Here is a 26,772-nt window from a genome sequence, read left to right as displayed (position 1 = left end):
GGCTCCGGCCGACCGGCCGCCCTGTCGGGCGGTGAGCCGTGGCAGAGCGAACCCGGGACTGGCCGGGCGGGTCGGAGCCCCGGGAACGCACCAGATCGCTACGCGCTCCCGCCGGTTCGGCGTCCCCAGGCCGCCTGTGGGCCGGACATAGACCGCCAACGACCACGATGCCCTCCGGCAGTGAGGCGGCAAGCGGGCCGGTCGACTCCCCGCCTTGCGGGTGGGGAGTTCCGATCCGGCGGAGTCGGGACCCCATCAGGCGGGGCGGCGCGAGCGTTAGGCGACGGCCATGTTTTGGCCGGCCGCGATGCGCCAGCTGTCTGCTTCCTTGGTGATTACGTAGAGCGTCGCTCCTTGTGGGCCGTCCACCGGGTTGCCTGCGCTGTCCGTGCGGGTCTGGACCACGTTCACCGCGATGACTTCGGGGGCTATCTCCAGCATCTTGGCCACGTCGTACCGGGCGAAGGAGTCGCGGAGGAAGGTCTTCATCGCCGGGCCGCTGAACTCGACGATGGCCGGCCTGCCGTCAAGTCGCGTGCCCCCCGCGTTGGTCCAGGAGGCGTGTTCGGTGAACTGCTCGCCGAGTGCGACCGGGTCCTTCGTGTTGAACGCATGCTCCAGGCCCTTCACCACAGCGGTCACTGCGGCCTGGGTCCCCGGCGAGATCGTTCCCACTATGAGAATGTCAGTCGACATGACGGTGTCCTTCCGTTCCGGGCGGGTGGGTGAGTGGTGGCTGCGATTGCGGCCACCACTCACCCAACAACCTCGACCAAGATCGAGGTCAAGCCCAGGTGCGCGAGCACAGCACCAGGCGGTAGCCGTCCGGGTCGGCGATCGTCACGCCGTGCTCGTCCCAGTACGGGTTGTGCGCTGGGACACGGGTTCCGCCGGCCGCCACCAGGCGGTCGACCGAGGACTCGTCCACGGGAGTGCCGAGGTAGACCACGAACAGGTCGTCCACCGTCGGGGTCGGCTCCAGCGGGTGCTCGGGGTCGTGCGTCAGCTCGAAGTGCCAGCCGGCACCGGGCGGGCCGACCATCAGGAGGTCGTGCTCGCCCGGGACGCGTTCGGTGGTGCGCCACAGGACGTCCAGGCCGAGGCCGTGCACGTAGAAGCGTTCCGCGGCGGCGAGGTCCCGGGAGGGCCGTGCCACCCGGACGTGCAGCGCTGCGTCGATCACGCCGACGCCTCCAGGGCGGCACGCCAGGCCGGGCTGTCGACGTAGTGGTTGTCGAACCGTTCGGCGGACTCGGCGATCTCCTTCGGATCGGCCTCGCCACGCATGACCCGGCCGAGCAGACGGAGGTAGTCGAAGCGGCCCATGCCCGGGGTGAAGACGAACAGGACGTCCGCCTCGCAGCCCGGCGCCGCCGCGAAGGCGTGCGGCGTGTGGGGCGGAACGGCCAGGAAGTCGCCCGCCTCCAGGACGGTGACCTCCTCGCCCACCAGCACCTGGAGGGAACCGCTGATCACGAAGAACAGCTCCGTCGCCTTGGTGTGGAAGTGCGCGGGCGCTCCCACGGCCCCCTTGGCGAACGTGGACCGGTAGCTGGTGAAGCCGTCGTCCGTGCTGTCCGAGTCGGCGAGCAGCGTCATCACACTGCTGGGGTCCGCGCAGGTCTCGGCGTCGGCATGACGGGTCAGCACCGGCGCGAACGGCGAGGCGGACGGGGTCTCAAGGGGCGTTTCCTGGGTCATGGCCTGATTTTATGATCTTGCTCCTCGGTCTGACGAGGGAAAAGTGTCGGGGGTGGCGTTGTCGACAGGCGGTATGCGTCGCGGGCCAGGGTCAGGGCCGTGAGGTCGTGGGGGCGGGAGAGGGAGCGGGAGGTGAGTTGTTCCAGGCGGCGCAGGCGGTTGAAGACCGTGTTGCGGTGGCAGTACAGGCGGGTGGCCGCCCGGCCCGCCGAGCCCTCCGAGGCCAGCCACGCGTCCAGCGTGTCCAGCAGGACCGCCCGGTCCGCCGGGTCCAGTTCCAGCAGCGGGCCGAGGACCGAGGCGATGAGTTCCGCCGCGAGTTCGGGCTGGCGCACGACCAGCGCGGTGGGCAGCCGGTCCGTGAGGCGGACCAGCGCGCGGTCCTCCGGACCGCAGGTGCGCAGGGCGGTTTCCGCCAGTCGGCGGGCCCGGCCGAGTTCGGTGAGGCCGTCCACCACCGGGCTGATCCCGCCCGGCCCCGGGCAGCGGTCGGTCAGTTCCGCCGTGAGGTCGTCCAGCGAGCACGGCCCGAGGGCCACCACCGCCAGTTCCCGTTCCGTCCGCATCCGCCAGAACAGCCGCATCCCGCCGACCGCCTCGATGCGGTGCAGCGCGTCCCTCCGGTCGGCCGGCAGCACCACCACCGCGTACCGCCCCTGTTCCGGCAGGTCCAGGCCGGCGGCGGCGCGGGCCGCCAGTTCCACCCCCGCCTCGCCCTCCAGCAGCGCGTCCAGCAGCGCCTGGACCCGTTCGTCGCTGCGCTGCCGCATCTCCCGCTCCGCGGTCCGGTACGCCTCCGCCGTCGCCGCGGCCTGCTGCTCGATGCCCGCCCACATCGCACCCGCGGTACGGGCGAGCACCGGCAGGGCGTCCGGATCCCGTTCGGTGACGATGTCCAGCAGGGCCTCCCAGGTCAGCCGCCCCGCCCGCCGGTACGCGTACAGCAGCAGGTCCAGCGGGAGCCCCTGGCCCGCCCGCCGGCGCCCCAGTTCCTCCGCGTAGACGAGGTCCTTGCGGGGTTCGGAACGGCGCGCGGCGAAGGCCTCGATGCCGTAGTGCATCGCCTCGCTCACCTGCTGCCAGTGCTCGTCCCGCGGGACCGCCAGATCGAACAGCGGTGAATGTTTCACCAGGTCGCCGATCAACTGGTCGGTGAGGGCCGGGATCCGGTCCATCAGCACCTCGGCAGCCCCCAGCAGAACCGACCACTCCACGTCCGTACGCGCTCTCTGCCCGCCCATGGCCGCAGAGGATGTCACCCCCGCCCGGCTCCCGTCATGGACCGCGACCGCAGGTCTGTGCGCCTGCACAACCGCACCCCGCTTCCGGCTGGTCATCGGCAGCGATTCGGCTTCCGGCCGTGGACGCGCGGTCCGGCCGGTGCTGGTGTGTGCGCCAGCACAAGGAAGGGAGAGGACGTGGGTTCGCTTCAGGTGCGGGCGCTGTCCATCGGCTACGGGCCGGTGCGGGCGCTGCGCTCCGTGTCGCTGGAGGTGCCGGCCGGTGCCGTGGCCGTCGTACTGGGAGGCAACGGCGCGGGGAAGTCCACGCTGCTGCGCGCGGTGTCCCGGACCCTGGGGTTCCACCGGGGCGCCGTCACCGGGGGAGGCATCAGCTTCGACGGACGGCCGCTGGACGGTCTGAGCCCGGCCGAGGTGGTGGCCGCCGGGGTGGTACAGGTTCCGGAGGGGCGGCAGGTGTTCGCCCGGATGAGCGTGGCGGACAACCTGCGGGCCGGGACGCTCGGTGCGCGGGCCGGCTCCCGGGCCGAAGTGGCCGCCTCGCTCGCCCGGGTGCACGAGCTGTTCCCGGTGCTGGCCCGGCGGTCCCGGCAGCGGGCCGGGCTGCTGTCCGGCGGCGAGCAGCAGATGCTCGCCCTGGGGCGGGCCCTGATGGCCCGGCCCCGGCTGCTGCTGCTCGACGAGCCGTCCCTCGGGCTGGCTCCGAAGATGGCCGCGACCATCGCCGAGACGGTCACCGAGATCAATGCCGCCGGTACGTCCGTGCTGCTGGTCGAGCAGAACGCGGCGCTGGCGCTGCGGCTGGCCTCCCGGGCGTACGTACTGGAGGTCGGCGAGGTCACCCTGGAGGGCCCGGCCGCCGAGCTGGCGGCCTCCGACGAGGTCCGCCGCCGCTACCTGGGCATCGGCGAGCCCGGGGTGCCGGGGCCGCGCCGGCCCGCCCGGGAGCTGCGCAGGTGGTCCGCATGAGCACCCCCGAGACCGGGTCCCCCGAGACCGGGTCCCCCGAGACCGGGTCCCCCGAGACCGGGTCCCCCGAGACCGGGTCCCCCGAGACGGTGTCCCCCGAGACCGTGTCCGCCGAGCTCGTCGTCGACGGCGTCACCGTCCGGTTCGCCGGACTCACCGCCCTCGACGCGGTCTCCTTCACCGTGGCGCCCGGCAGCGTGCACGCCGTCATCGGCCCCAACGGAGCCGGCAAGTCCACCTGCTTCAACGTGCTCTCCGGCGTGTACCGGGCCACCTCGGGCAGTGTCCGGTTCGGCGGGACCGAACTCACCGGCCTCGCCCCGCACGCGGTGGCCGCCCTCGGGGTCGCCCGCACCTTCCAGAACCTGGCGCTGCCCCCGCACACCACCGTCGCCGACAGCCTGCTGCTCGGCCGCCACCGGCTGATGCGGTCCGGATTCCTGGCCACCGGCCTCCGGCTGCCGGCCGCCGCCCGCGAGGACCGCCGGCACCGCGAGCGGGTCCGGGAGATCGCCGCGTTCGTCGGCCTGGAAGGCGATCTCGCGGCGCCCGCGGGCTCCCTTCCGTACGGAAAACAGAAGCTCGTCGAGCTGGCCCGGGCCCTGTGCACAGAGCCCCGGCTGCTGCTCCTCGACGAACCCGTCGCCGGTATGACGGCCGACGAGCGGCAGCGCACGGCCGCCGTCATCGCCGGTGTCCGCGACGGTCTCGGCATCTCGATCGTGCTGGTCGAACACGACATGGGGGTGGTGATGCGGCTCGCGGACGCGGTGACCGTACTCGACTTCGGAAAGCGGATCGGCGGGGGCAGCCCCGCCGAGGTGCAGAACGATCCGGCCGTGGTCCGGGCCTACCTGGGGGAGGAGGCATGAGCACCTTCCTCGAACTGCTGCTCGGCGGGCTGTCCATGGGTTCCGTCTACGCCCTGATCGCGCTGGGCTTCGTGGTCATCTTCAAGGCCACCGAGGTGGTCAACTTCGCCCACGCCTCGCTGCTGCTGGCCGGCGGCTATGTCACCGCGACCCTCCACGAGGACCTCGGCTTCTGGCTCGCACTCGCGGTCGGGGTGGCCGCGGCTGCCGCCGTCGGCGCGGGCATCGAATTCCTCGTCATGCGCCGCTACCGGGGCCAGGACCAGAGCGTCCTGGCCATCGTCACCATCGGCGTCGACATCCTGCTCATCACCGACCTCACCCGCCGCATCGGCACCGACGTCCTCTCACTCGGCGACCCCTGGGGCAGCGCGGTGGTACGCCTCGGACCGGTCACCCTGGCCCAGACCCGGATCGCCGCGATCCTCGCCGCCGGCCTGCTGATTACCGTCTTCCTGCTGGTCTTCCGGTACACCTCCTGGGGCGTGGCCATGCGCGCCGCCGCCGAGAAGCCGGAGACCGCCGCGCTGATGGGCGTCCGGCTGGGCCGGGTCTCACTCGCCGCCTGGGCCGTGGCCGGGGCGCTGGCCGCCGTGGCCGCGCTGTTCCTGACCGTGTTCCCCACCCCGGGCCTGGAGCGGTCCACCTCGCTGGCCGCCCTCAAGGCCTTCCCGGCCGCCATCCTCGGCGGCCTCGACTCCACCACCGGGGCCCTGGCCGGCGGCCTGATCGTCGGCGTCACCGAGGCCCTGGCCACCGGCTACCAGAGCCAACTGACCTTCCTCGGCCGCGGGATCGGCGATCTCGCGCCCTATCTGGTGATGGTCGTGGTCCTGCTGATCCGCCCGGCGGGCCTGTTCGGTACGAAGGAGCTGGCGCGTGTCTGACCTTGTCCGCTCTGACCTTGTCCGCCGGGCCCTGTGGGCCGCCGGGGCCGTGGTGCTCCTCGCCCTGCCCTTCTACCTCGACCGGTTCTGGCTCCAGGCGGGCCTGTTCGCCATCGCAGCCGCCATCGGGGCCATCGGCCTCAACCTGCTCACCGGGGCCACCGGCCAGCTCTCCATGGGGCACGCGTTCTTCCTCGCCGTCGGCGCGTACGGGTACTGCGCCCTGGCCGGGGACGGTACGAAGGCCGGCGGGCACGAACTGGTCGGGCTGGGGCTGCCCAGCTGGCTGGCCGCAGTGCTGGCCGTCGCCCTCACCGGGGCGGTCGGCGGGCTGTTCAGCCCCATCGCCGGCCGGCTGCGCGGCGCCTACCTCGGCATCGCCACCCTCGCCCTGATCTTCATCGGCCAGCACGTGCTGTTCAACGCCACCAGCCTGACCGGCGGGTTCAACGGCCGCTCCGTCGAGCCGCTGTCCCTCTTCGGCCTCACCTTCGACGACACCGAGACCGTGGTCGCCGCCGTCCCGTTCCAGTCCGCCGAGAAGCTCTGGTACGTCGCCCTGGCCGCCCTGCTGGCCTGCGCCCTGTTCGCCCGGGGCGTCCTGCGGGGCCGCCCCGGCCGGGCCATGAACGCCATCCGCGACCACACCATCGCCGCCGGGGTGATGGGTGTGCCGGTGGCCCGCTACCGGGCCGCCGTGTTCGTCCTGTCCTCGATGTACGCCGGCCTGGCCGGGGTGCTGCTGGCCCTGGTCTTCCAGCGGACCGTGCCCGACTACTTCGGCATGGTGCTGTCCCTCGAATACCTCGCCATGATCGTCATCGGCGGGCTGGGCTCGGTGGCCGGCGCCGTCGTCGGTGCCGCCTTCGTCTCCCTGCTGCCCCAGCTGCTCACCCGTTACAGCGACGCCCTCCCACTGGTGTCCGCCCCCGGCACCGGCGGGGTCTCCCCGGGCGAGGCGTCCCGCTACCTGTACGGCGCGGCCGTCGTCCTGGTCGTGCTGTTCCTGCCCGGCGGCCTCCTGCGCATCACCGCCCTCACCCGCCTCACACCTTCGAAGAAGGAGCAAGCGTGAAGAGATCCGGATTCGGCACCGCGGCCCTGGCGACCGCGCTGGTCCTCACCGTCGCTGGCGCCGCCGGCTGCAGCAGCAAGGCCGGCAGCTCGGACAAGGACCAGCAGGGTTCCGGCGGGGTGAAGACCGGCGACGGGGTCACCGACTCCGCCATCCAGCTCGGTGTGCTCACCGATATGACCGGGGTCTACGCCTCGCTCGGCAAGAGTGTCACCCAGGCCCAGCAGCTGTGGGTGAAGCAGACCAACGCCGCGGGCGGCATCTGCGGCCGGAAGATCGAACTGACCGTCCGCGACCACGGCTACGACCCGCAGAAGGCACTGGCCGCGTACACCGAGCTGGAGCCCAAGGTGCTGGGCTTCGCGCAGTTCATCGGCTCGCCGTTCGTGGCCGCGGTCAAGGAGCGCATCGACGGCCAGGACAAGGGCCTGGTCGTCCCGCAGGCCTGGTCCGCCTCGCTGCTGGGCAGCTCGTACATCCGCACGGTCGGCGCGACGTACGACATCGAGACGGTCAACGCCATCGGCTGGCTGCTCGACCAGAAGCGGATCGCCTCGGGGGACAAGATCGGGCACGTCTACTTCGAGGGCGACTACGGGGAGAACGCGCTGGCCGGGGCCAAGCACGCGGCGAAGGAGGCCGGGCTCACGGTCTTCGAGCAGAAGATCAAACCGACCGACAACGATATGACCGCGCAGGTCGCGGCGCTGAAGCAGGCCGGGGTGAAGGCCGTGGTGATCAGTGCGGGCCCGCGCCAGGCGGCCTCGCTGGTCGGGGTCGCGGCGGCGGGCGGCTGGAACGTGCCGTTCATCGGAAACAACTCGGCCTACGCCCCGCAGCTGCTGGCCACCCCGGCCGGGGCGGCCCTGCAGAAGGACTACTACGTCGCCGCCTCGACCCTGCCCATCGGCTCCGAGGAGGCCGGCCCGGCCGGTCTGGCCGCCGCGTACAAGGCGGAGTACCCGGGCGCGGGGCTGGACAACGGGGTGGTGGCGGGCTGGACGGCCGCGAGCATGTACGGGGAGGTGCTGAAGAAGGCCTGCGCCGACAAGGACCTCACCCGGGAGGGCGTGGGCAAGGCGCTGCTGGGCCTGAAGGCGTACGAGAGCGGCTTCGGCATCACCCACGACTTCTCGGACCCCAAGGCCCCGTCCACCCGGCAGAGCATCATCATGAAGCCGGACGAGAAGGTCCCGGGAGGCCTGAAGGTGGTCAAGGAGGCGATGACCGCCCCTGCGGCGCTCAACTTCACCCCCGCGGGCTGAGCGGGCCGGGCACGACGAGAGGGCCCGGACGCCATCGGCGTCCGGGCCCTCTCGTGTACGTCGGCCTGCAGGCTACGGAACCTGCGTGGCACGCGCCTCGCGGCGGTTGTGCCGGAAGGTGTTCACCCGGCGCGTCGTCGCGAACAGCGGAATGGTCGCGGCCAGCACGATCTGCAGGGCGCAGCCGGTCTGCAGCAGCAGCTGACCGCCCGGAGCGTCGAAGGCCCAGGCCGCCAGCAGCCCCATCGCACCCACGATCCAGCTGAGCATCGCCGCCGCGAGGACGCCCCGCGGCTTGGGGTACTCGACCCGGCTCACCATCAGCCAGGCCACCCCGATGATCGCCAGCAGGGTCGGCACGAACGGCAGCTCGAGCAGCACGATCGAGACGACCGTCAGCGCACCGAAGGGGCTCGGCATGCCCTGGAACATGCCGTCCTTCATGGTCACGCAGCTGAATCTCGCGAGTCTGAGCACGACGGCGAGCAGCACCACGATCGCGGCCACCGCCGACACCTTCTGGTGCGCGTCGTCGGCGACCATGCCGTAGACGAGCACGAAGTACGCCGGGGCCAGACCGAAGCTGATCAGGTCGGACAGGTTGTCCAGCTCGGCACCCATCGGCGAGCTGCGGAGCTTGCGCGCCACGAGCCCGTCGAACAGGTCGAAGACCGCCGCCAGCAGCATCAGTATCACCGCGGTCGCGGCACTGTGCCGGGCCATGCCCGTCTCGGTGCTGCCGGTGAGGTGCGGGATGAGGATTCCGGTGGTGGTGAAGTACACCGCCATGAATCCGCAGGTCGCGTTGCCGAGGGTGAGGGTGTCCGCTATCGACAGCCGCAGCGAGAGGGGCATCTCCTCGCTGTCGGCCTCTGCGGGCGCCGCCTCCGGCACCCAGTCGGTGCGGTCGGTGTGGTCGGTCCGGCGGCTCGTCGGTGATTCGGGATCAGTCACGGTCAATTCGGGTCACCCCCGCGGTCGTGGCCTGGCCGACCTCGACCGCGACCTCGACGCCCTCGGGGAGGTAGATGTCGACGCGCGAGCCGAAGCGGATCAGACCGATCCGTTCGCCCTGCTCCACCTTCGTGCCGGCCGGCACGTAGGGGACGATCCGACGGGCGACCGCACCCGCGATCTGCACCATCTCGATGTCGCCGAGCTCGGTGTCGAAGTGCCAGACAACGCGCTCGTTGTTCTCGCTCTCCTTGTTGAACGCCGGGACGAACCCGCCGGGGATGTGCTCCACGGACGTCACCGTGCCGGCCAGCGGCGCGCGGTTGACGTGGACGTTCAGCGGGCTCATGAAGATCGCGACGCGGGTCCGCCCGTCCTTCCACGGCATGATGCTCTGCACCACGCCGTCGGCGGGCGAGATGACCCGGCCCTGGGCGATCTCTCGCTCGGGGTCGCGGAAGAACCACAGCATGCCCGCCGCGAGTGCGGTGGTGGGCACGGCCGCCGCGGCCCAGCGTCCGGACGTGCGGGCCCGGGTCAGGCTGAGCGCCGCGGCGGCGACGGTCGGCAGAAGCCACGGCGATGCTCCGCGCGCGAGGCGTACGCCGGAGAGGCTGTCGCGAGGTGCAGAGGTTTGGCTGTGGGGCATGGATGACCTTCGTAGCGAGGGATTGCCGCGCCGTAAACGGGGGGACGGGACGGCGGCTTTACTGGAATGCTATCGGTTGCGCGCAACAACTGGGCAAGCCAGAAGCCGAGTCGGTGACCGAAGGCCGGTGACTGGATGTGACCCTTTTCGCCCCCAAAGGGGGGCGAAAGGGGACGTTCAGCCCTGCAGTCGGTACTCCTCGAGCAGGCGTCGCCCAATGATCATTTTCTGGATTTCGGCGGTACCTTCACCGATGAGCAGCATCGGCGCCTCACGGTAGAGCCGCTCGATCTCGTACTCCTTGGAGAATCCGTATCCGCCGTGGATCCGGAAGGCGTCCTCCACCACCTCCTTGCAGTACTCGGAGGCGAGGTACTTCGCCATCCCTGCTTCGAGGTCGTTTCGTTCCCCGGAGTCCTTTTTGCGTGCTGCGTTGACCATCATCGCATGGGCGGCCTCGACCTTGGTAGCCATCTCGGCCAGCTTGAACTGAATGGCCTGGTGCTGGGCGATCGGCTTCCCGAAAGTGTGACGTTGCTGGGCATACGAGACACCCAGCTCGAACGCACGCTGTGCGACGCCGCAGCCACGCGCCGCCACGTTGACGCGGCCGACCTCGACCCCGTCCATCATTTGGTAAAACCCTCGGCCGGTGGTCCCGCCCAGGACACGATTGGCCGGAATGCGCAGTCCGTCCATGATGAGCTCGGTCGTGTCGACGCCCTTGTAGCCCATCTTGTCGATCTTGCCGGGGATGGTCAGGCCCGGACGGACCTCGCCGAAGCCGGCCTCCTTCTCCACCAGGAAGGTGGTCATCGACTTGTGCGGCGCGGACCCCTCCGGGTGTCCTTCGTCACTTCGCACCAGCACGGCCACCAGGGTGGAGGAGCCGCCGTTGGTCAGCCACATCTTCTGGCCGTTCAGGACGTACTCGTCACCGTCCTTCACCGCCTTGGACGTGATCGCCGACACATCCGAGCCGAGGGCCGGCTCGGACATCGAGAACGCGCCCCGCACCTCGCCCAGCGCCATCCGGGGGAGGAAGTACTCCTTCTGCTCCTGGGTGCCGTGCTGCTTGAGCATGTACGCGACGATGAAGTGCGTGTTGATGATGCCCGAGACGGACATCCAGCCCCGCGCTATCTCCTCCACGCACAGGGCGTAGGTGAGCAGCGACTCGCCCAGGCCGCCGTACTCCTCCGGGATCATCAGCCCGAAGAGGCCGAGCTCCTTGAGGCCGTCGACGATCTGCTGCGGGTACTCGTCGCGGTGCTCCAGCTCGGTCGCGACCGGGATGATCTCCTTGTCGACGAACTCCCGGACGGTCTTGAGGATCTCCTGCTGGACGTCGGTCAGCCCGGCGGTCTGGGCGAGTCGTGCCATGGCTACTTCCCCTGTTCCTTCAGCTGGGGGCGGCCGGGCTGCTCGCCGCCGCGCTCCTTGATGTACGTCTCGGTCGGGACCATCACCTTGCGCCGGAAGACGCAGACCAGGGTGCCGTCCTGCTTGTAGCCCTTGGTCTCGACGTAGACGATCCCGCGGTCGTTCTTCGACTTCGACGGGGTCTTGTCCAGGACCGTGGTCTCGCCGTAGATGGTGTCGCCGTGGAAGGTCGGCGCCACGTGCCGCAGCGACTCGATCTCCAGGTTGGCGATGGCCTTGCCGGAGACGTCCGGGACGGACATGCCCAGCAGCAGCGAGTAGATGTAGTTGCCCACGACCACGTTCTTGCCGAAATCCGTGGTGTTCTCGGCGTAGTTCGCGTCCATGTGGAGCGGGTGGTGGTTCATCGTGAGCAGACAGAACAGGTGGTCGTCGTACTCCGTGACCGTCTTTCCGGGCCAGTGCTTGTAGACCGCGCCGACCTCGAACTCTTCGTACGTGCGTCCGAACTGCATGGTCCTAGGCCTCCGGGATCTGGAACTTCGACGTGCGCTGCATGCCGGCGGCGCGGCCCTTGCCGGCGATGACCAGGGCCATCTTGCGGCTGGCCTCGTCGATCATCTCGTCGCCGAGCATCGCGGAGCCCTTCTTGCCGCCCGCCTCGGAGGTGCACCACTCGTAGGCGTCCAGGATCAGCTCGGCGTGGTCGTAGTCCGCCTGGGAGGGGGAGAAGACCTCGTTGGCCGCCTCGACCTGGCCCGGGTGCAGCACCCACTTGCCGTCGAAACCGAGGGCGGCGGCACGCCCGGCGACCTCGCGGTACCCGTCGACGTTCTTGATCTGGAGGTAGGGGCCGTCGATCGCCTGCAGGTTGTTCGCCCGGGCGGCCATCAGGATCTTCATCAGGATGTAGTGGTAGGCGTCCGCCGGGTAGCCGGGCGGCTGCTCGCCCACGACCAGCGACTTCATGTTGATCGAGGCCATGAAGTCGGCCGGGCCGAAGATGATCGTCTCCACGCGCTGCGAGGCCTGCGCGATCGCGTTGACGTTGTTGAGGCCCTGGGCGTTCTCGATCTGCGCCTCGATGCCGATCTTGCCGACCTCGAAGCCCATGGTCTTCTCGATCTGCGTGAGCAGCAGGTCCAGCGCCACGATCTGCTGCGCGTCCTGGACCTTCGGCAGCATGATGCAGTCGAGGTTCTGTCCGGCGCCCTCGACGACCGTGACCACGTCCCGGTACGTCCAGTGGGTGGTCCAGTCGTTGACGCGCACGACCCGGGTCTTGCCGGTCCAGTCGCCCTCGTTCAGGAACTTGACGATGGTGTGGCGGGCCTCGGGCTTGGCCAGGGGCGCACAGGCGTCCTCCAGGTCCAGGAAGACCTGGTCGGCCGGCAGGCCCTGGGCCTTCTCCAGGAAGCGGGGGTTCGAGCCCGGCACCGCCAGGCAGGAGCGGCGCGGACGCAGCCGGTTCACGGGAGACGTGGGCGTGGTCATGCGGGGACCTCCAGAGGGTCGAGCTTGTTCGCTTTCCGGATCTCGTCGACGATACGGCCGATGATCTCCGTGATACCGAAGTCCTTCGGTGTGAAGACGGCGGCCACTCCGGCCGCCTTGAGGGCGATGGCGTCGGCGTTCGGAATGATGCCGCCGAGCACGACCGGGATGTCACCCGCCCCCGCCGTGCGGAGGCGTTCCAGCACGTCCGGCACCAGCGCGCTGTGCGAGCCGGACAGGATGGACAGTCCCACGCAGTGCACGTCCTCGGCCAGCGCAGCCGAGGAGATCTCCTCGGGCGTCAGCCGGATGCCCTGGTAGACCACCTCGAACCCGGCGTCGCGGGCCCGCACGGCGATCTGCTCGGCCCCGTTGGAGTGCCCGTCCAGGCCCGGCTTGCCGACCAGCAGGCGCAGCCGGCCGGAGCCCAGGTCCTCGGCGGTACGGGAGACCTTCGCGCGGACCAGGGCCAGCGGAGTGCCCTCCTCCGCGGTGACCGCCACCGGGGCCGAGGAGACCCCGGTCGGGGCCCGGAACTCGCCGAAGACCTCGCGGAGGGCGTTCGCCCACTCGCCGGTGGTGACACCCGCGCGGGCGCACTCCAGGGTGGCCTCCATCAGGTTCTCGGTGCCGGCCGCGGCCTCCTTGAGGCGCTCCAGGGCCTGCCCGGTGGTGGGGAAGACGAAGGGATCGCCGTTCCCCTGCCGGTCCGAGGACTCCTGCCGCTCGGCCCGCCAGCGGCCGATGCGCTCGACGGTGAGCGCCTCCGTCGCCGGGTCCACTGTCATGATCGCGCCGTCCAGGTCGGCGGTCAGCGGGTTCTCCTCCGTCTGCTGGAAGCAGTTCACGCCGACGATCTTGTCCTCGCCCGCTTCGATCCGGGCCCGCCGCTCGGCGTGCGAGGAGACCAGCTGGGACTTCAGGTAGCCGGACTCGACGGCCGCCATCGCGCCGCCCATCTCCTGGATCCGGTCGATCTCGGCCAGGCAGTCGGCGACCAGGGAGTCGACTTTGGCCTCGATGACGTGGGATCCCGCGAAGATGTCCTCGTACTCCAGCAGATCGCTCTCATGGGCGAGCACCTGCTGGATGCGCAGCGACCACTGCTGGTCCCAGGGCCGGGGCAGGCCCAGCGCCTCGTTCCAGGCCGGCAGCTGCACGGCCCGCGCGCGGGCGTCCTTGGAGAGGGTGACGGCCAGCATCTCCAGCACGATGCGCTGGACGTTGTTCTCCGGCTGCGCCTCGGTCAGCCCGAGCGAGTTGACCTGGACCCCGTACCGGAAGCGCCGCTGCTTGGCGTTCTCGATGCCGTAGCGCTCCTTGGTGACCTGGTCCCAGATGCGGCCGAAGGCGCGCATCTTGCACATCTCCTCGATGAACCGGACGCCCGCGTTCACGAAGAAGGAGATGCGTGCGACCACCTCGCCGAACCGGTCCTCGGGGACCTGCCCCGAATCGCGGACCGAGTCCAGCACGGCGATGGCGGTGGACATCGCGTACGAGATCTCCTGGACCGGAGTGGCCCCCGCCTCCTGCAGGTGGTAGCTGCAGATGTTGATCGGGTTCCACTTCGGGATGTGGTTGACCGTGTACGCGATCATGTCCGTCGTCAGCCGGAGCGAGGGCCCGGGCGGGAAGACGTGCGTCCCGCGCGAGAGGTACTCCTTGACGATGTCGTTCTGGGTGGTGCCCTGGAGCTTGGAGATGTCCGCGCCCTGCTCCTCGGCGGCCACCTGGTAGAGCGCCAGCAGCCACATGGCGGTGGCGTTGATCGTCATCGAGGTGTTCATCTGCTCCAGGGGTATGTCCTGGAACAGCCGCCGCATGTCGCCCAGATGGGAGACCGGGACGCCGACCCGGCCCACCTCGCCGCGGGCGAGGATGTGGTCGGGGTCGTAGCCGGTCTGCGTCGGCAGGTCGAACGCGACCGACAGGCCGGTCTGGCCCTTGGCGAGGTTGCGGCGGTACAGCTCGTTGGACGCCTCGGCCGTGGAGTGGCCGGCATACGTCCGCATGAGCCACGGACGGTCCTTCTGGCGCTCTGTCATCTCAGGCGATCCTTACGGCCTTTGAGTGGACTCAGACGTTGCGGAAGCGGTTGATGGCGTCGAGGTGCTTGGCGCGCATCTCGGGGTCGCGCACGCCCAGGCCCTCCTCGGGGGCCAGGCAGAGCACGCCGACCTTGCCCTGGTGGAGGTTGCGGTGGACGTCGTAGGCCGCCTGGCCGGTGTCCTCCAGGGAGTAGACCTTCGACAGCGTGGGGTGGATCTTGCCCTTGGCGATCAGGCGGTTGGCCTCCCAGGCCTCGCGGTAGTTCGCGAAGTGGGAGCCGATGATGCGCTTGAGCGACATCCACAGGTAGCGGTTGTCGTACTCGTGCATGTAGCCCGAGGTCGAGGCGCAGGTGGTGATGGTGCCGCCCTTGCGGGTGACGAACACGGAGGCGCCGAAGGTCTCGCGGCCGGGGTGCTCGAAGACGATGTCGATGTCCTCGCCGCCGGTCAGCTCGCGGATGCGCTTGCCGAAGCGCTTCCACTCCTTGGGGTCCTGGGTCTGCTCGTCCTTCCAGAACTTGTAGCCCTCGGCGTTGCGGTCGATGACCGCCTCCGCGCCCATGGAGCGGCAGATGTCCGCCTTCTCGGGGCTGGAGACCACACAGATCGGGTTGGCGCCGCCGGCCAGTGCGAACTGGGTGGCGTAGGAGCCGAGGCCGCCGCTGGCGCCCCAGATCAGGACGTTGTCGCCCTGCTTCATGCCGGCGCCGTTGCGGGAGACCAGCTGGCGGTAGGCGGTGGAGTTGACCAGGCCGGGGCTGGCCGCCTCCTCCCAGCTGAGGTGGGCCGGCTTCGGCATCAGCTGGTTGGACTTCACCAGTGCGATCTCGGCGAGGCCGCCGAAGTTCGTCTCGAAGCCCCAGATCCGCTGCTCGGGGTCGAGCATCGTGTCGTTGTGGCCGTCGGAGGACTCCAGCTCGACCGAGAGGCAGTGCGCGACGACCTCGTCGCCGGGCCGCCAGGCGTTGACGCCGGGGCCGGTGCGCAGGACCACGCCCGCGAGGTCGGAGCCGATGATGTGGTACGGCAGGTCGTGGCGCTTGGTGAGCTCGCTGACCTTGCCGTAGCGCTCCAGGAAGCCGAAGGTCGACAGCGGCTCGAAGATCGAGGTCCAGACCGAGTTGTAGTTGACCGAGGAGGCCATGACGGCCACCAGGGCCTCGCCCGGGCCGAGTTCGGGGACCGGGACCTGGTCCAGGTGCAGGGACTTGCGCGGGTCCTTCTCGCGGGTGGTGAGTCCGTCGAACATCTCCGTCTCGTCCTTGTGCACGGTGATCGCGCGGTACGAGTCGGGGAGCGGCAGGTTCGCGAAGTCGTCGGCCGTGGCGGCCTGCGACTGGATCGCGTTGAGAATGTCCTTCACGGGAGTACCTCCGGCGAGCGCTGAATGAGGGTGCGCTGAAGAAGTGCGTGTCTGTGTGGTGAGGGGTGCCGTCGGTTCGGCGGTGCATGCTGCGTGGTGCGTGCTGCGGGTGACGCCTGTGGTGGGGCGGTGAGGGTGCCTGGTGACGCAGGCATCCGGGGCGCGTTCCGAGCCGTGGTGAGCGTGGACCGCGGGGACATCCGGACGAGTTCAACGTATGGCACCCCGTGTCACTCGACAAGGCACCGCGTGCCAAAACTTTCTCTCATTTGCCGATTGACCTGCGCAGATGAGCGATGATCGATCACAGTTACCGGCGAGTAGGGGCAACCTGGACAAACGACAGTGGCCGCCCCCGGAACGGGAGCGGCCACTGTGACGCGGATCGCGTATGGGTCAGGTCTTGCGGAGTGCCTTCTCGATGGTCCGCATGACCTCGTCCAGCGGAGCGTCCGTACGGGCCACCGTCACCAGCACCTCGCCCTCGGTCCGCACCGCCGCGGCCGGAGCCCCGGCCAGCGCCCCGGCGGGCTCCCCGGCCGGCTCGGACAGCGCACCCAGCGCCCGGCCCGCACCGATCCCGGTGCCGAAGGTCTTCCGTACGATCGCGAAGGCGTGGTCCAGCTGCGCCTCCACGTCCCCCTGCCCGCCCGCCCGCAGCCAGCGCCGCAGGACGTGGTTGTGGGCCGTGACCACCGCCGACGCCGCCACCTCCGCCAGCAGCGGATCGTCGTTGCCGTCGTGGTGGTCGTGCTCGTCGAAATGGGCCAGCAGATAGCGGGTGAACAGCCGCTCGTACCGGGCCACCGAGGCGATCTCGCGCTCCCGCAGGGCCGGCACCTCGCGGGTCAGCCGGTACCGCTCCACCGACACCGCCGGCGAGGCGGCGTACATCTTCATGACTTCCTTGATCCCCCGGCAGACCGTGTCCAGCGGGTGCTCATGGGCCGGAGCCGCGTCGAGAACCGCCTCGGCCCGGGTCAGGGTGTCATCGTGGTCCGGGAAGATCGCCTCTTCCTTGGACCGGAAATGCCGGAAGAAGGTACGCCGGGCCACCCCGGCCGTCGCGGCGATCTCGTCGACCGTCGTCGCCTCGTACCCCTTGGTCGCGAACAGCTCCATCGCCGCCGCGGCGAGCTCGCGGCGCATCTTGAGCCGCTGGGCGGCAGCCCGGGAGCCGGCGGCGCTCTCCGGGGCATCGGAGGAGGCCGTGGCGGCGCGGGCCTGGGTCTTGGCGGGCTGGGACATAGTGCGAACGTACTGCATGCGCGCCGGAGCGCGCGCCCGAGGGCTGTCCTCGCTCGAAGGGTGGGACGGATGCGGGGGAGGGCCCGCACTGGGCTCGGGAGGGTATGTCCGCCGTGAGGGTCCGGCGGACCCGAGCAGCCCTCCCCACGCATCCGGCTCGTGGGCCCGCGGGTTACCGCCGGGCGTACTCACGGAATCCGCGGCCGGTCTTCCGGCCCAGGCAGCCCGCCGCCACCAGGTGCTCCAGCAGCGGGGACGGGGCCAGGCCCGGGTCGCGGAACTCCTTGTGGAGCACCTTCTCGATGGCGAGGGAGACGTCCAGGCCGACCACGTCGAGCAGCTCGAACGGACCCATCGGGTACCCGCCGCCCAGCTTCATCGCCGCATCGATGTCGTCCAGCGAGGCGTAGTGGTTCTCCACCATCTTGATCGCGTTGTTCAGGTACGGGAACAGCAGCGCGTTCACGATGAACCCGGCCCGGTCCCCGCAGTCCACCGCGTGCTTGCGGACCTTCGCGCAGACCTCGCGGACCGTGGCGTGCACGTCCTCGGAGGTGAGCACGGTACGGACCACCTCGACCAGCTTCATCGCCGGCGCCGGGTTGAAGAAGTGCATCCCGATCACGTCCTGCGGGCGCGAGGTCGCGCGGGCGCAGGCGATCACCGGCAGCGAGGAGGTGGTGGTGGCCAGCACCGCACCGGGCTTGCAGATCTTGTCCAGGGCGGCGAACAGCTCCTGCTTCACCGCCAGGTCCTCCGCGACCGCCTCGACGGCCAGGTCGACCTCGGCGAACGCCTCCAGGGAGCCGGCCGGGGTGATCCGGTCCAGGGTCTGCCCGGCGGCCTCCTCCGACAGCCGGCCCTTGGCGACCGCCCGGGCCAGGGACTTCCCGATCGCCGCCTTCGCCGCGGCGGCCTTCGCGTCGCTGCGGGCGGCCAGCACCACCTCGAAGCCGGCCTGTGCGAAGACCTGCGCGATCCCGCTCGCCATCGTGCCGGAACCGGCCACGCCGACCGAGCGCACCGGCCGGCCCGCGACCGGGCCGGAGCCCTCCAGCGGGGTCAGCGCGTCCCGGACCACCGCCGGGCTGCCGGGAGCCTCGTACGTGTAGAAGCCGCGGCCCGCCTTGCGGCCGGTCAGCCCCGCCTCCGTCAGGTGGCCCAGGATCGGCGCCGGCGCGTGCAGCCGGTCGCCGGAGGAGGCGTACATGGCCTCCAGGACGGTCCGCGCGGTGTCCACGCCGATCAGGTCGAGCAGGGCGAGCGGGCCCATGGGCAGGCCGCAGCCCAGCTTCATCGCCGCGTCGATGTCCTCCCGGGAGGCGTACTTCGACTCGTACATGGCGGCGGCCTGGTTGAGGTAGCCGAAGAGCAGCCCGTCGGCGACGAACCCGGGGCGGTCGCCGACCGCGACCGGCTCCTTGCCCAGCGACCGGGCGAGCGCCGTGACCGCCGCCACGGCGGGCGGGGCGGTCAGCACCGAGGAGACCACCTCGACCAGCTTCATCGCCGGCGCCGGGTTGAAGAAGTGCAGGCCGAGCACCCGCTCCGGGCGCTGCGATTCGGCGGCCAGCCGGGTCACGGACAGGGCGTTGGTACCGGTCGCCAGGATCGTGTCGGGCCGGACGATCGCGTCCAGTTCACGGAACACCTGCTGCTTCAGCTCGTAGTCCTCCGGCACGACCTCGATGACGAGATCGGCGTGGACGGCGGCCTGCAGATCGGTGAAGGTGCGCAGCCGGGACAGCACGCCCTGACGCTCCGCCTCGGTGATCCGCTCCTTGGCGACGGAACGGGCGGTCGCGTTCTCGAGCGCGGCGACACAGGCCCGGCCGGCGGCCTCGCTGACATCGATGCCGATGACCTCGTGGCCGGCGCGGGTGAGGACTTCGGCGATGCCGGTGCCCATGGTGCCGAGGCCGACGACGGCAACGGTCTGAAGGGTGGGCTGACCGGACGTGGACGGAAGGTCCATGACAGGACTCCAGTGAGGGTAAAGGGGTGACGGCTGAGCGGGCACGCGCGAAGAGAGAGGGGCGCGACTGCCGTGCGCGAGGTGCGAGGGTGCGGTGTGCGCCGGCGGGGTGATGCGCGATACGCGATGTGGTGCGCGATGCGATGGGATGCGGTGCGCGATGCGATACGCGGTGCATGGCGGTACTGCGGCGAAGGGCCCTGTCCCGGGGCGCCCGCCGTACAGACATGCCGAACCGACCGACGCGGGGGCGGCTGCGTCACCAGGCCGCTCCTGCTGAGGCGAGATTAACCCTCCGGTAACCGCTTGGCCAGAGCCACGGAGGTGTGATGTGCACAACCGGCCGGAGAGCGGGTGGAGTAGGGGCGGACACCGGCCGCGGTTCCCGGAGCGGCACACCCGCCCCGCCCCAACCCCCTATCGTGGGCGGATGACTGCGCTGGAACGGCTTCGCGCCGAGGCCGGGGCCGCCGGGGCGGCGGAGTACGGCCGGCTCGCCGCGGCCCCGCCCGACGAGCTGGCCGAGGCGCTCACCGCCGGCGGCCTGCCCCTGTGGGCGCGGGAACTCGCCGCCCACCGCCTCGGCCTGGCCGGCGACCGGCGCGCCTTCGAAGCGCTGGTCCTGCTCCTCAACCACCGGGACCCGCCCCGCTGCGCGACCGCCGCCGAAGCCCTCGCCGTCCTCGGCGACCCGCGCACCGCCCGCGCCGCCGCCGCCCTCGCCACCAACCCGCTGCGCACCGCCTACGCCCTCCAGCCGGTCCGGCTCCTCACCCTCCTGCGCGCCCCCGAATCGGTGCCGGCCCTCACCGCCACCCTGGGCCGGCTGCTGTCCCCCCACGACCCGTACTGGCGGATCGCCCTGGCCTGCGTCGAAGGCCTCGGAGCCCTCGCCGACCCGCGCGCCCGCGAGGTCCTGGTGCGGGCCCAGGGCCACCCCCGCCTGGCGGTCGCGGCCACCGAGGCGCTCAGGGCGCTGTCACCATCTCCCGGGTGATCGCCCAGCGTTCGTGATCCCGCCAGGCGCCGTCGATGAACAGGAAGTCGGGGGAGAAGCCCTCCAGGCGGAAGCCGCGACCGCGGACCAGTGCGATCGAGGCGGTGTTCCCGGGCTGGACATTGGCCTCCAGGCGGTGCAGGTCCAGCTCCTCGAAGGCATAGCCGACGAGCAGCCCCAGCGCCTCCCCGAACAGGCCGCGGCCGGCGGCGTGCGCGAACGCGCCGTAGCCCAGCGCCCCGCACCGGAAGGCGCCCCACACGATGTTGTTGATGTTGATGAACCCGGCGATGCCGCCGTCCTCCCGGTCGCACACCAGGAACCCGGCCCGCGCCTCCTCCTCGATCAGCCGCCGCGCATACGGCTCGTACTCCGCCTCGGTGTCCGGCGGGGACAGCCACGGCCGGTGCAGCTCGCGGCTCTCCCGCACCCGTGCGGTGAACTCGGGCCCGTCGGCGAGCCGGAAGGGCCGCAGCCCCACGCGCGGGCCGGTGGTCAGGTACGAGGGAAGATCAGCCATCCGGCCAGGCTAGGCCAGCTCCGGCCCGGCCAGGTCGAGGGGCGGGACGTCCGTGCGGGTGAGGCCGAACGTCCGCACGTACAGCGCGAGTTCCGTCTCCAGCGCGCGGACCATGCTCTCCGCCCGGCGGAAACCGTGGCCCTCGCCCTCGAAGGCGAGGTACGCGTGCGGAACCGAGCGGTCCCGCAGGGCCGCCAGGAAGCGCTCCGCCTGGGCCGGCGGGCACACCACGTCGTCCAGCCCCTGGAGCAGCACGAACGGGGCCGTGATCCGGTCGGCGCGGGCCAGCGGGGAGCGTTCCCGGCAGCGGACCGCCAGGGTGTCCGGCGGGCCCGCGAGGGAGTCGATGTAGCGGGACTCCAGGTCGTGGGTCTCCTCGGCGAAGCCCATGAGGTCCAGCACCGGGTAGATGATCGTGCCGCACGCGTACAGCTCGGTGGCGGCCAGCGAGGCCGCCGTCGTCCAGCCGCCCGCGCTGCCGCCCCGGATGGCCAGCCGCTCCGGGTCCGCGGTGCCCTCGGCCGCCAGCGCCCGCGCGACCGCCGCGCAGTCCTCCACGTCCACCACGCCCCACTGCTCGCGCAGCCGCTCCCGGTAGGCCCGGCCGTAGCCGGAGGAGCCGCCGTAGTTGACCTCGACCACACCGATCCCGCGCGAGGTGAAGTACGCGATGTGCAGGTCCAGCACGGGCGGTACGTGGTCGGTGGGTCCGCCGTGCGCCCACACCACGAACGGGGGCAGCTCATCGGCCGGGGCCCGGCGGGCCGGATGGTGCGGCGGGTAGACGTGGGCGTGGATCTCCCGGTCGTCCGGGCCGAGGAAGGTCCGGCTCTGCGGTTCCGGGTAGTAGGAGGGGTCGACCGGGTGCGCGCGCCGCCCGCCGGCCACCCGGGCCCGGCCGGTGGCCGTGTCCAGCTCCACGACCTCGTACCCGCTGCGCGGACTCGCCGCGACCCCGTACACCCGCGAGCCGGACACGGCCAGGGTGGGCTGCCAGGCGGTCCACGGCCCGGCCACGTCCACCAGGTCCCCGGTCTCCGGGTCCAGTATCCCCAGCACCGAGGAGCCCTGGCCGTGCAGCACGGCCACCGGCCCGGCCGGCAGCGGCGCCAGCCAGCCCAGACCGGTCTTCCACAGCGGCCCGCCGAACTCCTCCTCGCGCGGGCACAGGTTCACCGCGTCCCCGGTGCCGGGGTCGATCCGGTACGGATTCCACCAGCCGCTGCGGTCGCTGACCGCCAGCAGGCTGCCGTCCGCGGCCCATTCGACCTGGGCGACGGCCTCCTCCGGGCCGCCGAGGACGGTCCGGACCTGCTCGAGCCCGCCCGCCTCCGTCACCTCGGCGAGCTTCAGCTCGGTCCCGTCCCACGGCATCCGCGGGTGGTCCCACACCAGCCAGGCCGCCTGCCGTCCGTCCGGGGAGATGCGCGGACCGGTGGTGAACCGGTGCCGGTCGTCCGTCAGCTCCCGGACCGCGGACCGGTCCCCGGCCGCCGACCCGTCCAGCGGTACGGCGGCGGCCACCCGGCGCACATCGGTCGGGGCCGGCCCGGTGAACTCCTCCAGTACGCACCACACCTCGGCCCCGCGCACCACCGGGTCCGCCCAGCGCAGCCCGCCGCCGACCGAGGACAGCGGGGTGAGCGGCCACGGCTCCGCCCCCGGCACGTCCGGCTCGTACGCGTACAGCCGCTGATCGGTGAAGTGCACGAACACCACCAGCGGGCCCCGCCCCTCGCGCGGCACCCCCGTCCAGGGCCGGCCGCCGTACTCCACCACCCGGCTGCGGACGTTCCACGGCGCCGGCAGGACCGATTCCTCGGGGCCGCCCTCGGCCCGCAGCCGGACCAGGGCCCGCCGGCCGCCCTCGGCGGGCCGGGGCTCGGTCCACCACACTTCGCCGCCGAGCGTGCCGACGTACTCGGGGCGCCCGTCGAGCGCGGCGGCCAGTGCCGCGTCGATGGGCGAGGGCCAGCTGCCGTACGGCCCGTCGGGCCCGTCGGAGTGCATCACAGGGCCCGCAGCGCGCGGTCCAGGACCCGGACCCCGAAGTGCAGGGCCTCGACCGGGACCCGCTCGTCGACCCCGTGGAACAGCGACCAGTAGTCGAAGCCGGGCGGCAGCTTCAGCGGCGAGTAGCCGTAGCCGGTGATGCCGAGCCGGGAGAACTGCTTGGCGTCGGTACCGCCCGCCATACAGAACGGCACCACGTGCCCGTCCGGGTCGAAGTGCTCGACGGACTCGCGCAGGACCGCGTACGTCCGCCCGTCGACCGGGGCTTCGAGGGCCACCTCGCGGTGGTGGAACTCCCACTCCACGTCCGGGCCGGTGAGCGCGTTCAGCGTGTCGATGAACTCGTGCTCGCCGCCCGGCACCATCCGGCCGTCCACATAGGCGGTGGCACTGCCGGGGATCACGTTCAGCTTGTAGCCGGCGCTCATCATGGTCGGATTGGCGCTGTTGCGGACCGTCGCCTCGACCAGCGCGGCGGCCGGGCCGATCTTGGCGAGGATGGCGTCCAGGTCGAAACCCGGTCCGCGCGGGTTCACCGACAGGCCGTCCAGTGCCGCGAGTTCGGTGATGCAGGCGGTGACGGTGTCGGTCAGCCGGACCGGCCACTCGTACTCCCCGATCCGGGCCACGGCCGCCGCGAGCCGGCTGACCGCGTTGGCGCGGTTGGGCTTGGAGCCGTGGCCGGCCGTGCCACGGGCGGTGAGCTTCAGCCAGGCCGTGCCGCGCTCGCCGGCCGCGATCGGGTAGAGGGCCCGGCCGCCGGGCTCGGTGTGCACGGTGAACGCGCCGGACTCGCTGATGCCCTCCGTACAGCCCTCGAACAGGTGCGGGTGGTGGTCGGCGAGGAAGCCGGAGCCGTCGACGGCGCTGTCCTCCTCGTCGGCGGTGAAGGCGATCACGATGTCCCGGCGCGGCCGGACCCCGGCCCGGGCCCAGGCTCGTACGACGGCCAGCACCATCGCGTCCATGTTCTTCATGTCGACGGCGCCGCGGCCCCAGACCACCCCGTCGCGGACCTCGCCGGAGAACGGGTCGGTGCTCCAGTCGGCGGCCTCGGCCGGGACCACGTCCAGATGGCCGTGGACCAGCAGGGCGTCCGCGGACGGGTCGGTGCCCTCGATCCGGGCGACCACGTTGGTGCGGCCCGGGGTCCGCTCCAGCAGGACGGGCTCCAGCCCGGCGGCGGCCAGCCGCTCGGCGGCGTATTCGGCGGCGGGCCGCTCCCGGCAGTCGCCGCCGCCCCGGTTGGAGGTGTCGATGCGGATCAGCCCGGAGGTGAACTCGACCACCTCCGCCAGGGCGGTCGCGTCCACGTGCGTCACGGTCTGCTGGGCGGCTTGCTGGGTGCTCATGTCAGCCATACTGCTCCTCCACGGCGGCCGAGACGATCGTGGTGACCGCCTTGAAGGTCCGGATTCCCTCGAACATCGTCGGGCTGGTGTACGCGACCTTGCGCTCACCGGTCCGCTCCACGCCCGGCACCACGGTCGCCGACAGCGACAGGTGCTCGGCGTCGAACTCCAGCTCCACGGTGAACGGGCCGCCGGAGACGGGATCGTGCCGCACCGCCAGGGCGGTGGCCTCCTTGGCGGCGGCCCGGATGTCGGCGGCCGTCCGGGCCGGGGTGCGGCAGACCGCCGCATACCGCGAGACATGGTCCTTCACCGCGACGGTACGGGCGCGGGGCGCGTAGCCGACGGCGTCCACGCAGGTCAGGTCGTCGCCGGTGACCAGGACCACGGGGACTCCGTACTCGGCGACCACATGGGAGTTGAGCAGTCCCTCGCTGGCCCGGACCCCGTTGACCCAGACCCCGGTGATGGAGTTGGCGAGGTAGGTGTGGGCGAGGACGCCCTCGGTGCCGGCGCCCGTGTGGTAGCCGACGAAGGCGATCCCGTCGACGTCGCCGTGCTGGACCCCCTCGACCATGGTGAGGGACTTGTGCCGGCCGGTGAGCATCTCGACCCGCTCGTCGAGCTGCTCCAGCAGCAGATTGCGCATGCTCCAGTGCGCCTCGTTGACCAGCACCCGGTCGGCACCGCCGTCGAAGAAGCCCTGGGCGGCGGCATTGACGTCGGAGGTGAACAGGGAGCGGCAGCGCTCCCACTGCGGAGTCCCCGGCAGCACGTCGGCGGGCCAGGTGACGCCGGTGGCGCCCTCCATGTCGGCGGAGACGAGGATCTTCATCAGGCCCCCCGGGTGCGGGTGTGCGCCGCCGGTCGACAGCACGGATGCCCCAGCCTATCCAGGGGGCGGGCGGGGGCCCAGGGGCTCTTCGGCGTGGCGCGCGGCCCGGCAGGGCCGGGCCGCGAAATCACTCGAACCGGTGAGACCGGCTCCGGCGGTGAACCGCGGGGCTCAGGACTCGACTTCGGCGGCCAGGTTGGCGAGCACGCTGTCGTAGATGCGGCCCAGGCCCTTGGGGGCGAAGGTGCGCTCGAAGAAGCCGCCGATCCCGCCCGCCCCGTTCCAGACGCTGGTCACGACGGCCCGGGAGGTGCCCTCGCCGGCCGGGGTGACGGTCCAGGTGGTGACCATGGAGGAATTGCGGTCCTTCTCGACCAGCCGGCCGTCGGAGGGCTCGGTGACCTCCAGCAGGCAGTCCCGTACGCGCTTGCTGGTGGCCTGCAGCTTCCAGTGCACGAGGGTGCCCTCGCCGTCGCCGCCCTCGCGCACCTCGTACTCGCTGAAGTGCTCGGGGAGCAGCTTGCCGCGGGTGCCGGTGTAGTCCGCCAGCGCGTCGAACACCGTCTCCGCGTCGGCCGCGATGATCCGCTCCGTGGTGGCCTCGACCTGCGCCATACCTGTTCCTCCAGCAGTCGTGAACGCTCTTGCGGCGGCAAGCCAATCACCTCCGGGGCGACCGCCCAAATCCGGGCCGTGCGGGCGGTGCGGGCCGGGCCCCGCGGCGCGTCCCGCACGATCATGGGAACATTTGTTCTATTCTCGGTTCGGAGCAACCGAGGAGACGCCATGCGCTGGGACAACCCGACCGCCGGACCCGCCGCCCTGTTCGGCACGGACGCCGTGGTCACCCGTACCTTCGACACCCCCGAATTCCGCGGGATCACCTTCCACGAGGTCCGCGCCCGGTCCCTCCTCAACCGGGTCCCCGGCGCCTCCCGGATGCCGTTCGAATGGACCGTCAACCCGTACCGCGGCTGCACCCACGCCTGCGTCTACTGCTTCGCCCGCAACACCCACAGCTACCTCGACCTCGACACCGGCCTCGGCTTCGACTCCCAGATCGTGGTCAAGACCAACGCCCCCGACCTGCTCCGCCGCGAGCTCGGCTCCCGCCGCTGGACCGGCGCACACATCGCCATGGGCACCAACGTCGACTGCTACCAGCGCGCCGAAGGCCGCTACCGCCTGATGCCCGGGATCATCGAGGCGCTCCGCGACCACGCCAACCCCTTCTCCATCCTCACCAAGGGGACGCTGATCCTGCGCGATCTGGAGTTGCTGCGGCAGGCCTCCGAGGTCACCGAAGTCGGCATCTCCGTCTCCGTCGGCTTCACCGACACCGCCCTGTGGCGGACCGTGGAACCCGGCACCCCGTCACCCGCCCGCCGGCTGGACGCCATACGGACCCTGACCGAGCACGGCATCGAATGCGGGGTGCTGATGGCCCCGGTGGTCCCCTTCCTCGGCGATGCACCGGAGCAGCTGCGGGCCGCCGTGCGGGCCATCGCCGAATCCGGAGCCACCTCCGTGACACCCCTCGTACTCCATCTGCGGCCGGGCGCCCGCGAGTGGTTCACGGCCTGGCTGGCCGCCCACCACCCCGGGCTGGTCGAACGCTACGAACGGATGTACGCGGGTGGGGCCTACGCGCCGACCTGGTACCAGCGCCGGATCACCCGGCAAGTCCACGAACTGGCCGCCGAATTCGGCATCGGGCCGGGCGGGCGCGGGGCGGCGCGGAAGACCGTGCTGCCGGAACGCCCCGCCGCGCCGCTGCCGGCCGGGCCCACCCAGCTGACCCTGCTGTGACCCCGCCGGCGCCCGGCCAATGATCGGAATAGTCATCGGAAGCGTCATCAGATCGGGCCAATGAGCAGGCCAATCCCGTCTTCCGGGTGCGGGTTCCGGGACGATTCCGCCCAGAA

Annotated in this window: 25 protein-coding genes; 7 read left to right on the top strand and 18 right to left on the bottom strand. The window is 71.3% G+C overall.

Annotation, left to right across the window (positions count from 1 at the left end):
* Positions 1-276: 276 nt before the first annotated feature.
* The 4 genes from DEJ50_RS05815 to DEJ50_RS05800 form a co-directional block, all read right to left on the bottom strand.
* On the bottom strand, positions 277-696 hold the full coding sequence (locus DEJ50_RS05815; protein ID WP_150206517.1) for an SgcJ/EcaC family oxidoreductase: 420 nt from the start codon (positions 694-696) through the stop codon (positions 277-279).
* A gap of 88 nt (positions 697-784) precedes the next feature.
* Positions 785-1,183: a VOC family protein gene (locus DEJ50_RS05810; RefSeq protein WP_150206516.1), complete on the bottom strand. Its 399-nt coding sequence runs from the start codon at positions 1,181-1,183 to the stop codon at positions 785-787.
* Positions 1,180-1,701, bottom strand: coding sequence for a cupin domain-containing protein (locus DEJ50_RS05805; protein WP_150206515.1), 522 nt, complete (start codon positions 1,699-1,701; stop codon positions 1,180-1,182). Before DEJ50_RS05805 ends, DEJ50_RS05810 begins: the two co-directional genes overlap by 4 nt.
* Complete coding sequence (locus DEJ50_RS05800; protein WP_150206514.1) at positions 1,698-2,942, bottom strand: PucR family transcriptional regulator; 1,245 nt, start codon at positions 2,940-2,942, stop codon at positions 1,698-1,700. Before DEJ50_RS05800 ends, DEJ50_RS05805 begins: the two co-directional genes overlap by 4 nt.
* 177 nt (positions 2,943-3,119) lie before the next feature.
* Between DEJ50_RS05800 and DEJ50_RS05795 the strand changes: the two genes are divergently transcribed.
* The 5 genes from DEJ50_RS05795 to DEJ50_RS05775 are packed head-to-tail and all read left to right on the top strand — an operon-like array spanning position 3,120 to position 8,010.
* On the top strand, positions 3,120-3,911 hold the full coding sequence (locus tag DEJ50_RS05795; protein WP_150206513.1) for an ABC transporter ATP-binding protein: 792 nt from the start codon (positions 3,120-3,122) through the stop codon (positions 3,909-3,911).
* Positions 3,908-4,783: an ABC transporter ATP-binding protein gene (locus tag DEJ50_RS05790; RefSeq protein WP_150206512.1), complete on the top strand. Its 876-nt coding sequence runs from the start codon at positions 3,908-3,910 to the stop codon at positions 4,781-4,783. The genes DEJ50_RS05795 and DEJ50_RS05790 overlap by 4 nt, the downstream gene beginning before the upstream one ends.
* Complete coding sequence (locus tag DEJ50_RS05785) at positions 4,780-5,670, top strand: branched-chain amino acid ABC transporter permease (RefSeq protein WP_150206511.1); 891 nt, start codon at positions 4,780-4,782, stop codon at positions 5,668-5,670. Before DEJ50_RS05790 ends, DEJ50_RS05785 begins: the two co-directional genes overlap by 4 nt.
* Positions 5,663-6,745: a branched-chain amino acid ABC transporter permease gene (locus DEJ50_RS05780; protein WP_150206510.1), complete on the top strand. Its 1,083-nt coding sequence runs from the start codon at positions 5,663-5,665 to the stop codon at positions 6,743-6,745. The genes DEJ50_RS05785 and DEJ50_RS05780 overlap by 8 nt, the downstream gene beginning before the upstream one ends.
* A complete protein-coding gene (locus DEJ50_RS05775) occupies positions 6,742-8,010 on the top strand; it encodes an ABC transporter substrate-binding protein (RefSeq protein WP_411757578.1) in 1,269 nt (422 codons plus the stop codon). The genes DEJ50_RS05780 and DEJ50_RS05775 overlap by 4 nt, the downstream gene beginning before the upstream one ends.
* A 72-nt stretch (positions 8,011-8,082) precedes the next feature.
* Here the strand turns inward: DEJ50_RS05775 and pssA are convergent, their stop codons facing one another.
* From pssA to DEJ50_RS05730, 9 genes are all read right to left on the bottom strand, one after another.
* Positions 8,083-8,865, bottom strand: coding sequence for a CDP-diacylglycerol--serine O-phosphatidyltransferase (gene pssA / locus DEJ50_RS05770; RefSeq protein WP_223838075.1), 783 nt, complete (start codon positions 8,863-8,865; stop codon positions 8,083-8,085).
* A gap of 91 nt (positions 8,866-8,956) precedes the next feature.
* The gene (locus DEJ50_RS05765; RefSeq protein ID WP_150206509.1) at positions 8,957-9,613 is read right to left on the bottom strand and encodes a phosphatidylserine decarboxylase; all 657 of its coding nucleotides are present in this window, start codon (positions 9,611-9,613) and stop codon (positions 8,957-8,959) included.
* A gap of 177 nt (positions 9,614-9,790) precedes the next feature.
* Positions 9,791-10,996 (bottom strand): acyl-CoA dehydrogenase family protein, encoded by a 1,206-nt coding sequence (locus tag DEJ50_RS05760; RefSeq protein WP_150206508.1) that lies wholly within the window; start codon positions 10,994-10,996, stop codon positions 9,791-9,793.
* 2 nt (positions 10,997-10,998) lie between these two features.
* On the bottom strand, positions 10,999-11,511 hold the full coding sequence (locus DEJ50_RS05755) for a MaoC family dehydratase (protein ID WP_136212900.1): 513 nt from the start codon (positions 11,509-11,511) through the stop codon (positions 10,999-11,001).
* 4 nt (positions 11,512-11,515) lie between these two features.
* Positions 11,516-12,490 (bottom strand): HpcH/HpaI aldolase/citrate lyase family protein, encoded by a 975-nt coding sequence (locus DEJ50_RS05750; RefSeq protein ID WP_150206507.1) that lies wholly within the window; start codon positions 12,488-12,490, stop codon positions 11,516-11,518.
* Positions 12,487-14,538 carry a protein meaA gene (locus DEJ50_RS05745; protein WP_150206506.1) on the bottom strand — a complete coding sequence of 684 codons (2,052 nt, stop codon included), beginning with the start codon at positions 14,536-14,538 and terminating at the stop codon, positions 12,487-12,489. The genes DEJ50_RS05750 and DEJ50_RS05745 overlap by 4 nt, the downstream gene beginning before the upstream one ends.
* Positions 14,539-14,569: 31 nt before the next feature.
* Positions 14,570-15,907: a crotonyl-CoA carboxylase/reductase gene (gene ccrA, locus DEJ50_RS05740; RefSeq protein ID WP_150206505.1), complete on the bottom strand. Its 1,338-nt coding sequence runs from the start codon at positions 15,905-15,907 to the stop codon at positions 14,570-14,572.
* A gap of 396 nt (positions 15,908-16,303) precedes the next feature.
* Positions 16,304-17,173, bottom strand: a complete 870-nt coding sequence (locus DEJ50_RS05735) for a TetR family transcriptional regulator (protein WP_190344301.1) — start codon at positions 17,171-17,173, stop codon at positions 16,304-16,306.
* A gap of 154 nt (positions 17,174-17,327) precedes the next feature.
* On the bottom strand, positions 17,328-19,130 hold the full coding sequence (locus DEJ50_RS05730) for a 3-hydroxyacyl-CoA dehydrogenase family protein (RefSeq protein ID WP_150206503.1): 1,803 nt from the start codon (positions 19,128-19,130) through the stop codon (positions 17,328-17,330).
* A gap of 430 nt (positions 19,131-19,560) precedes the next feature.
* On the opposite strand from DEJ50_RS05730, the gene DEJ50_RS05725 reads away from it, so the two are divergent.
* Positions 19,561-20,127: a HEAT repeat domain-containing protein gene (locus DEJ50_RS05725; protein WP_150206502.1), complete on the top strand. Its 567-nt coding sequence runs from the start codon at positions 19,561-19,563 to the stop codon at positions 20,125-20,127.
* Here the strand turns inward: DEJ50_RS05725 and DEJ50_RS05720 are convergent.
* The 5 genes from DEJ50_RS05720 to DEJ50_RS05700 form a co-directional block, all read right to left on the bottom strand.
* Positions 20,099-20,647 (bottom strand): GNAT family N-acetyltransferase, encoded by a 549-nt coding sequence (locus tag DEJ50_RS05720; RefSeq protein WP_150206501.1) that lies wholly within the window; start codon positions 20,645-20,647, stop codon positions 20,099-20,101. The two genes, DEJ50_RS05725 and DEJ50_RS05720, sit on opposite strands and share 29 nt — an antisense overlap.
* Before the next feature lie 9 nt (positions 20,648-20,656).
* Entirely contained in the window at positions 20,657-22,657 is a 2,001-nt protein-coding gene (locus DEJ50_RS05715) for a prolyl oligopeptidase family serine peptidase (protein ID WP_150206500.1), read from the bottom strand.
* Positions 22,657-24,021, bottom strand: a complete 1,365-nt coding sequence (locus DEJ50_RS05710) for a M20/M25/M40 family metallo-hydrolase (RefSeq protein ID WP_411757577.1) — start codon at positions 24,019-24,021, stop codon at positions 22,657-22,659. Before DEJ50_RS05710 ends, DEJ50_RS05715 begins: the two co-directional genes overlap by 1 nt.
* A complete protein-coding gene (locus tag DEJ50_RS05705) occupies positions 24,014-24,847 on the bottom strand; it encodes a M55 family metallopeptidase (protein ID WP_150206498.1) in 834 nt (277 codons plus the stop codon). Before DEJ50_RS05705 ends, DEJ50_RS05710 begins: the two co-directional genes overlap by 8 nt.
* 171 nt (positions 24,848-25,018) lie before the next feature.
* Positions 25,019-25,462 carry an SRPBCC family protein gene (locus tag DEJ50_RS05700; protein WP_150206497.1) on the bottom strand — a complete coding sequence of 148 codons (444 nt, stop codon included), beginning with the start codon at positions 25,460-25,462 and terminating at the stop codon, positions 25,019-25,021.
* 171 nt (positions 25,463-25,633) lie between these two features.
* Between DEJ50_RS05700 and DEJ50_RS05695 the strand changes: the two genes are divergently transcribed.
* A complete protein-coding gene (locus DEJ50_RS05695; RefSeq protein WP_150206496.1) occupies positions 25,634-26,656 on the top strand; it encodes an Rv2578c family radical SAM protein in 1,023 nt (340 codons plus the stop codon).
* The last annotated feature ends 116 nt before the right edge of the window (positions 26,657-26,772 follow it).

The sequence above is a fragment of the Streptomyces venezuelae genome (genome assembly GCF_008642295.1).
GTDB classification, from domain to species: domain Bacteria; phylum Actinomycetota; class Actinomycetes; order Streptomycetales; family Streptomycetaceae; genus Streptomyces; species Streptomyces venezuelae_C.
Note: the sequence above shows the minus strand (reverse complement) of the source record. Positions and strands in the feature narration are given on the sequence as shown.

Bases quoted from the DNA above. Each gene is read 5' to 3' on its own strand.
- DEJ50_RS05705 (WP_150206498.1), bottom strand. From the start codon at position 24,847: ATGAAGATCCTCGTCTCCGCCGACATGGAGGGCGCCACCGGCGTCACC.
- DEJ50_RS05815 (WP_150206517.1), bottom strand. From the start codon at position 696: ATGTCGACTGACATTCTCATAGTGGGAACGATCTCGCCGGGGACCCAG.
- DEJ50_RS05745 (WP_150206506.1), bottom strand. From the start codon at position 14,538: ATGACAGAGCGCCAGAAGGACCGTCCGTGGCTCATGCGGACGTATGCC.
- DEJ50_RS05735 (WP_190344301.1), bottom strand. From the start codon at position 17,173: ATGCAGTACGTTCGCACTATGTCCCAGCCCGCCAAGACCCAGGCCCGC.
- DEJ50_RS05710 (WP_411757577.1), bottom strand. From the start codon at position 24,021: ATGGCTGACATGAGCACCCAGCAAGCCGCCCAGCAGACCGTGACGCAC.
- DEJ50_RS05695 (WP_150206496.1), top strand. From the start codon at position 25,634: ATGCGCTGGGACAACCCGACCGCCGGACCCGCCGCCCTGTTCGGCACG.
- DEJ50_RS05805 (WP_150206515.1), bottom strand. From the start codon at position 1,701: ATGACCCAGGAAACGCCCCTTGAGACCCCGTCCGCCTCGCCGTTCGCG.
- DEJ50_RS05730 (WP_150206503.1), bottom strand. From the start codon at position 19,130: ATGGACCTTCCGTCCACGTCCGGTCAGCCCACCCTTCAGACCGTTGCC.
- DEJ50_RS05750 (WP_150206507.1), bottom strand. From the start codon at position 12,490: ATGACCACGCCCACGTCTCCCGTGAACCGGCTGCGTCCGCGCCGCTCC.
- DEJ50_RS05760 (WP_150206508.1), bottom strand. From the start codon at position 10,996: ATGGCACGACTCGCCCAGACCGCCGGGCTGACCGACGTCCAGCAGGAG.
- DEJ50_RS05725 (WP_150206502.1), top strand. From the start codon at position 19,561: ATGACTGCGCTGGAACGGCTTCGCGCCGAGGCCGGGGCCGCCGGGGCG.
- DEJ50_RS05765 (WP_150206509.1), bottom strand. From the start codon at position 9,613: ATGCCCCACAGCCAAACCTCTGCACCTCGCGACAGCCTCTCCGGCGTA.
- pssA (WP_223838075.1), bottom strand. From the start codon at position 8,865: ATGCCCCTCTCGCTGCGGCTGTCGATAGCGGACACCCTCACCCTCGGC.
- DEJ50_RS05700 (WP_150206497.1), bottom strand. From the start codon at position 25,462: ATGGCGCAGGTCGAGGCCACCACGGAGCGGATCATCGCGGCCGACGCG.
- DEJ50_RS05800 (WP_150206514.1), bottom strand. From the start codon at position 2,942: ATGGGCGGGCAGAGAGCGCGTACGGACGTGGAGTGGTCGGTTCTGCTG.
- DEJ50_RS05790 (WP_150206512.1), top strand. From the start codon at position 3,908: ATGAGCACCCCCGAGACCGGGTCCCCCGAGACCGGGTCCCCCGAGACC.
- DEJ50_RS05720 (WP_150206501.1), bottom strand. From the start codon at position 20,647: ATGGCTGATCTTCCCTCGTACCTGACCACCGGCCCGCGCGTGGGGCTG.
- DEJ50_RS05755 (WP_136212900.1), bottom strand. From the start codon at position 11,511: ATGCAGTTCGGACGCACGTACGAAGAGTTCGAGGTCGGCGCGGTCTAC.
- DEJ50_RS05715 (WP_150206500.1), bottom strand. From the start codon at position 22,657: ATGCACTCCGACGGGCCCGACGGGCCGTACGGCAGCTGGCCCTCGCCC.
- DEJ50_RS05785 (WP_150206511.1), top strand. From the start codon at position 4,780: ATGAGCACCTTCCTCGAACTGCTGCTCGGCGGGCTGTCCATGGGTTCC.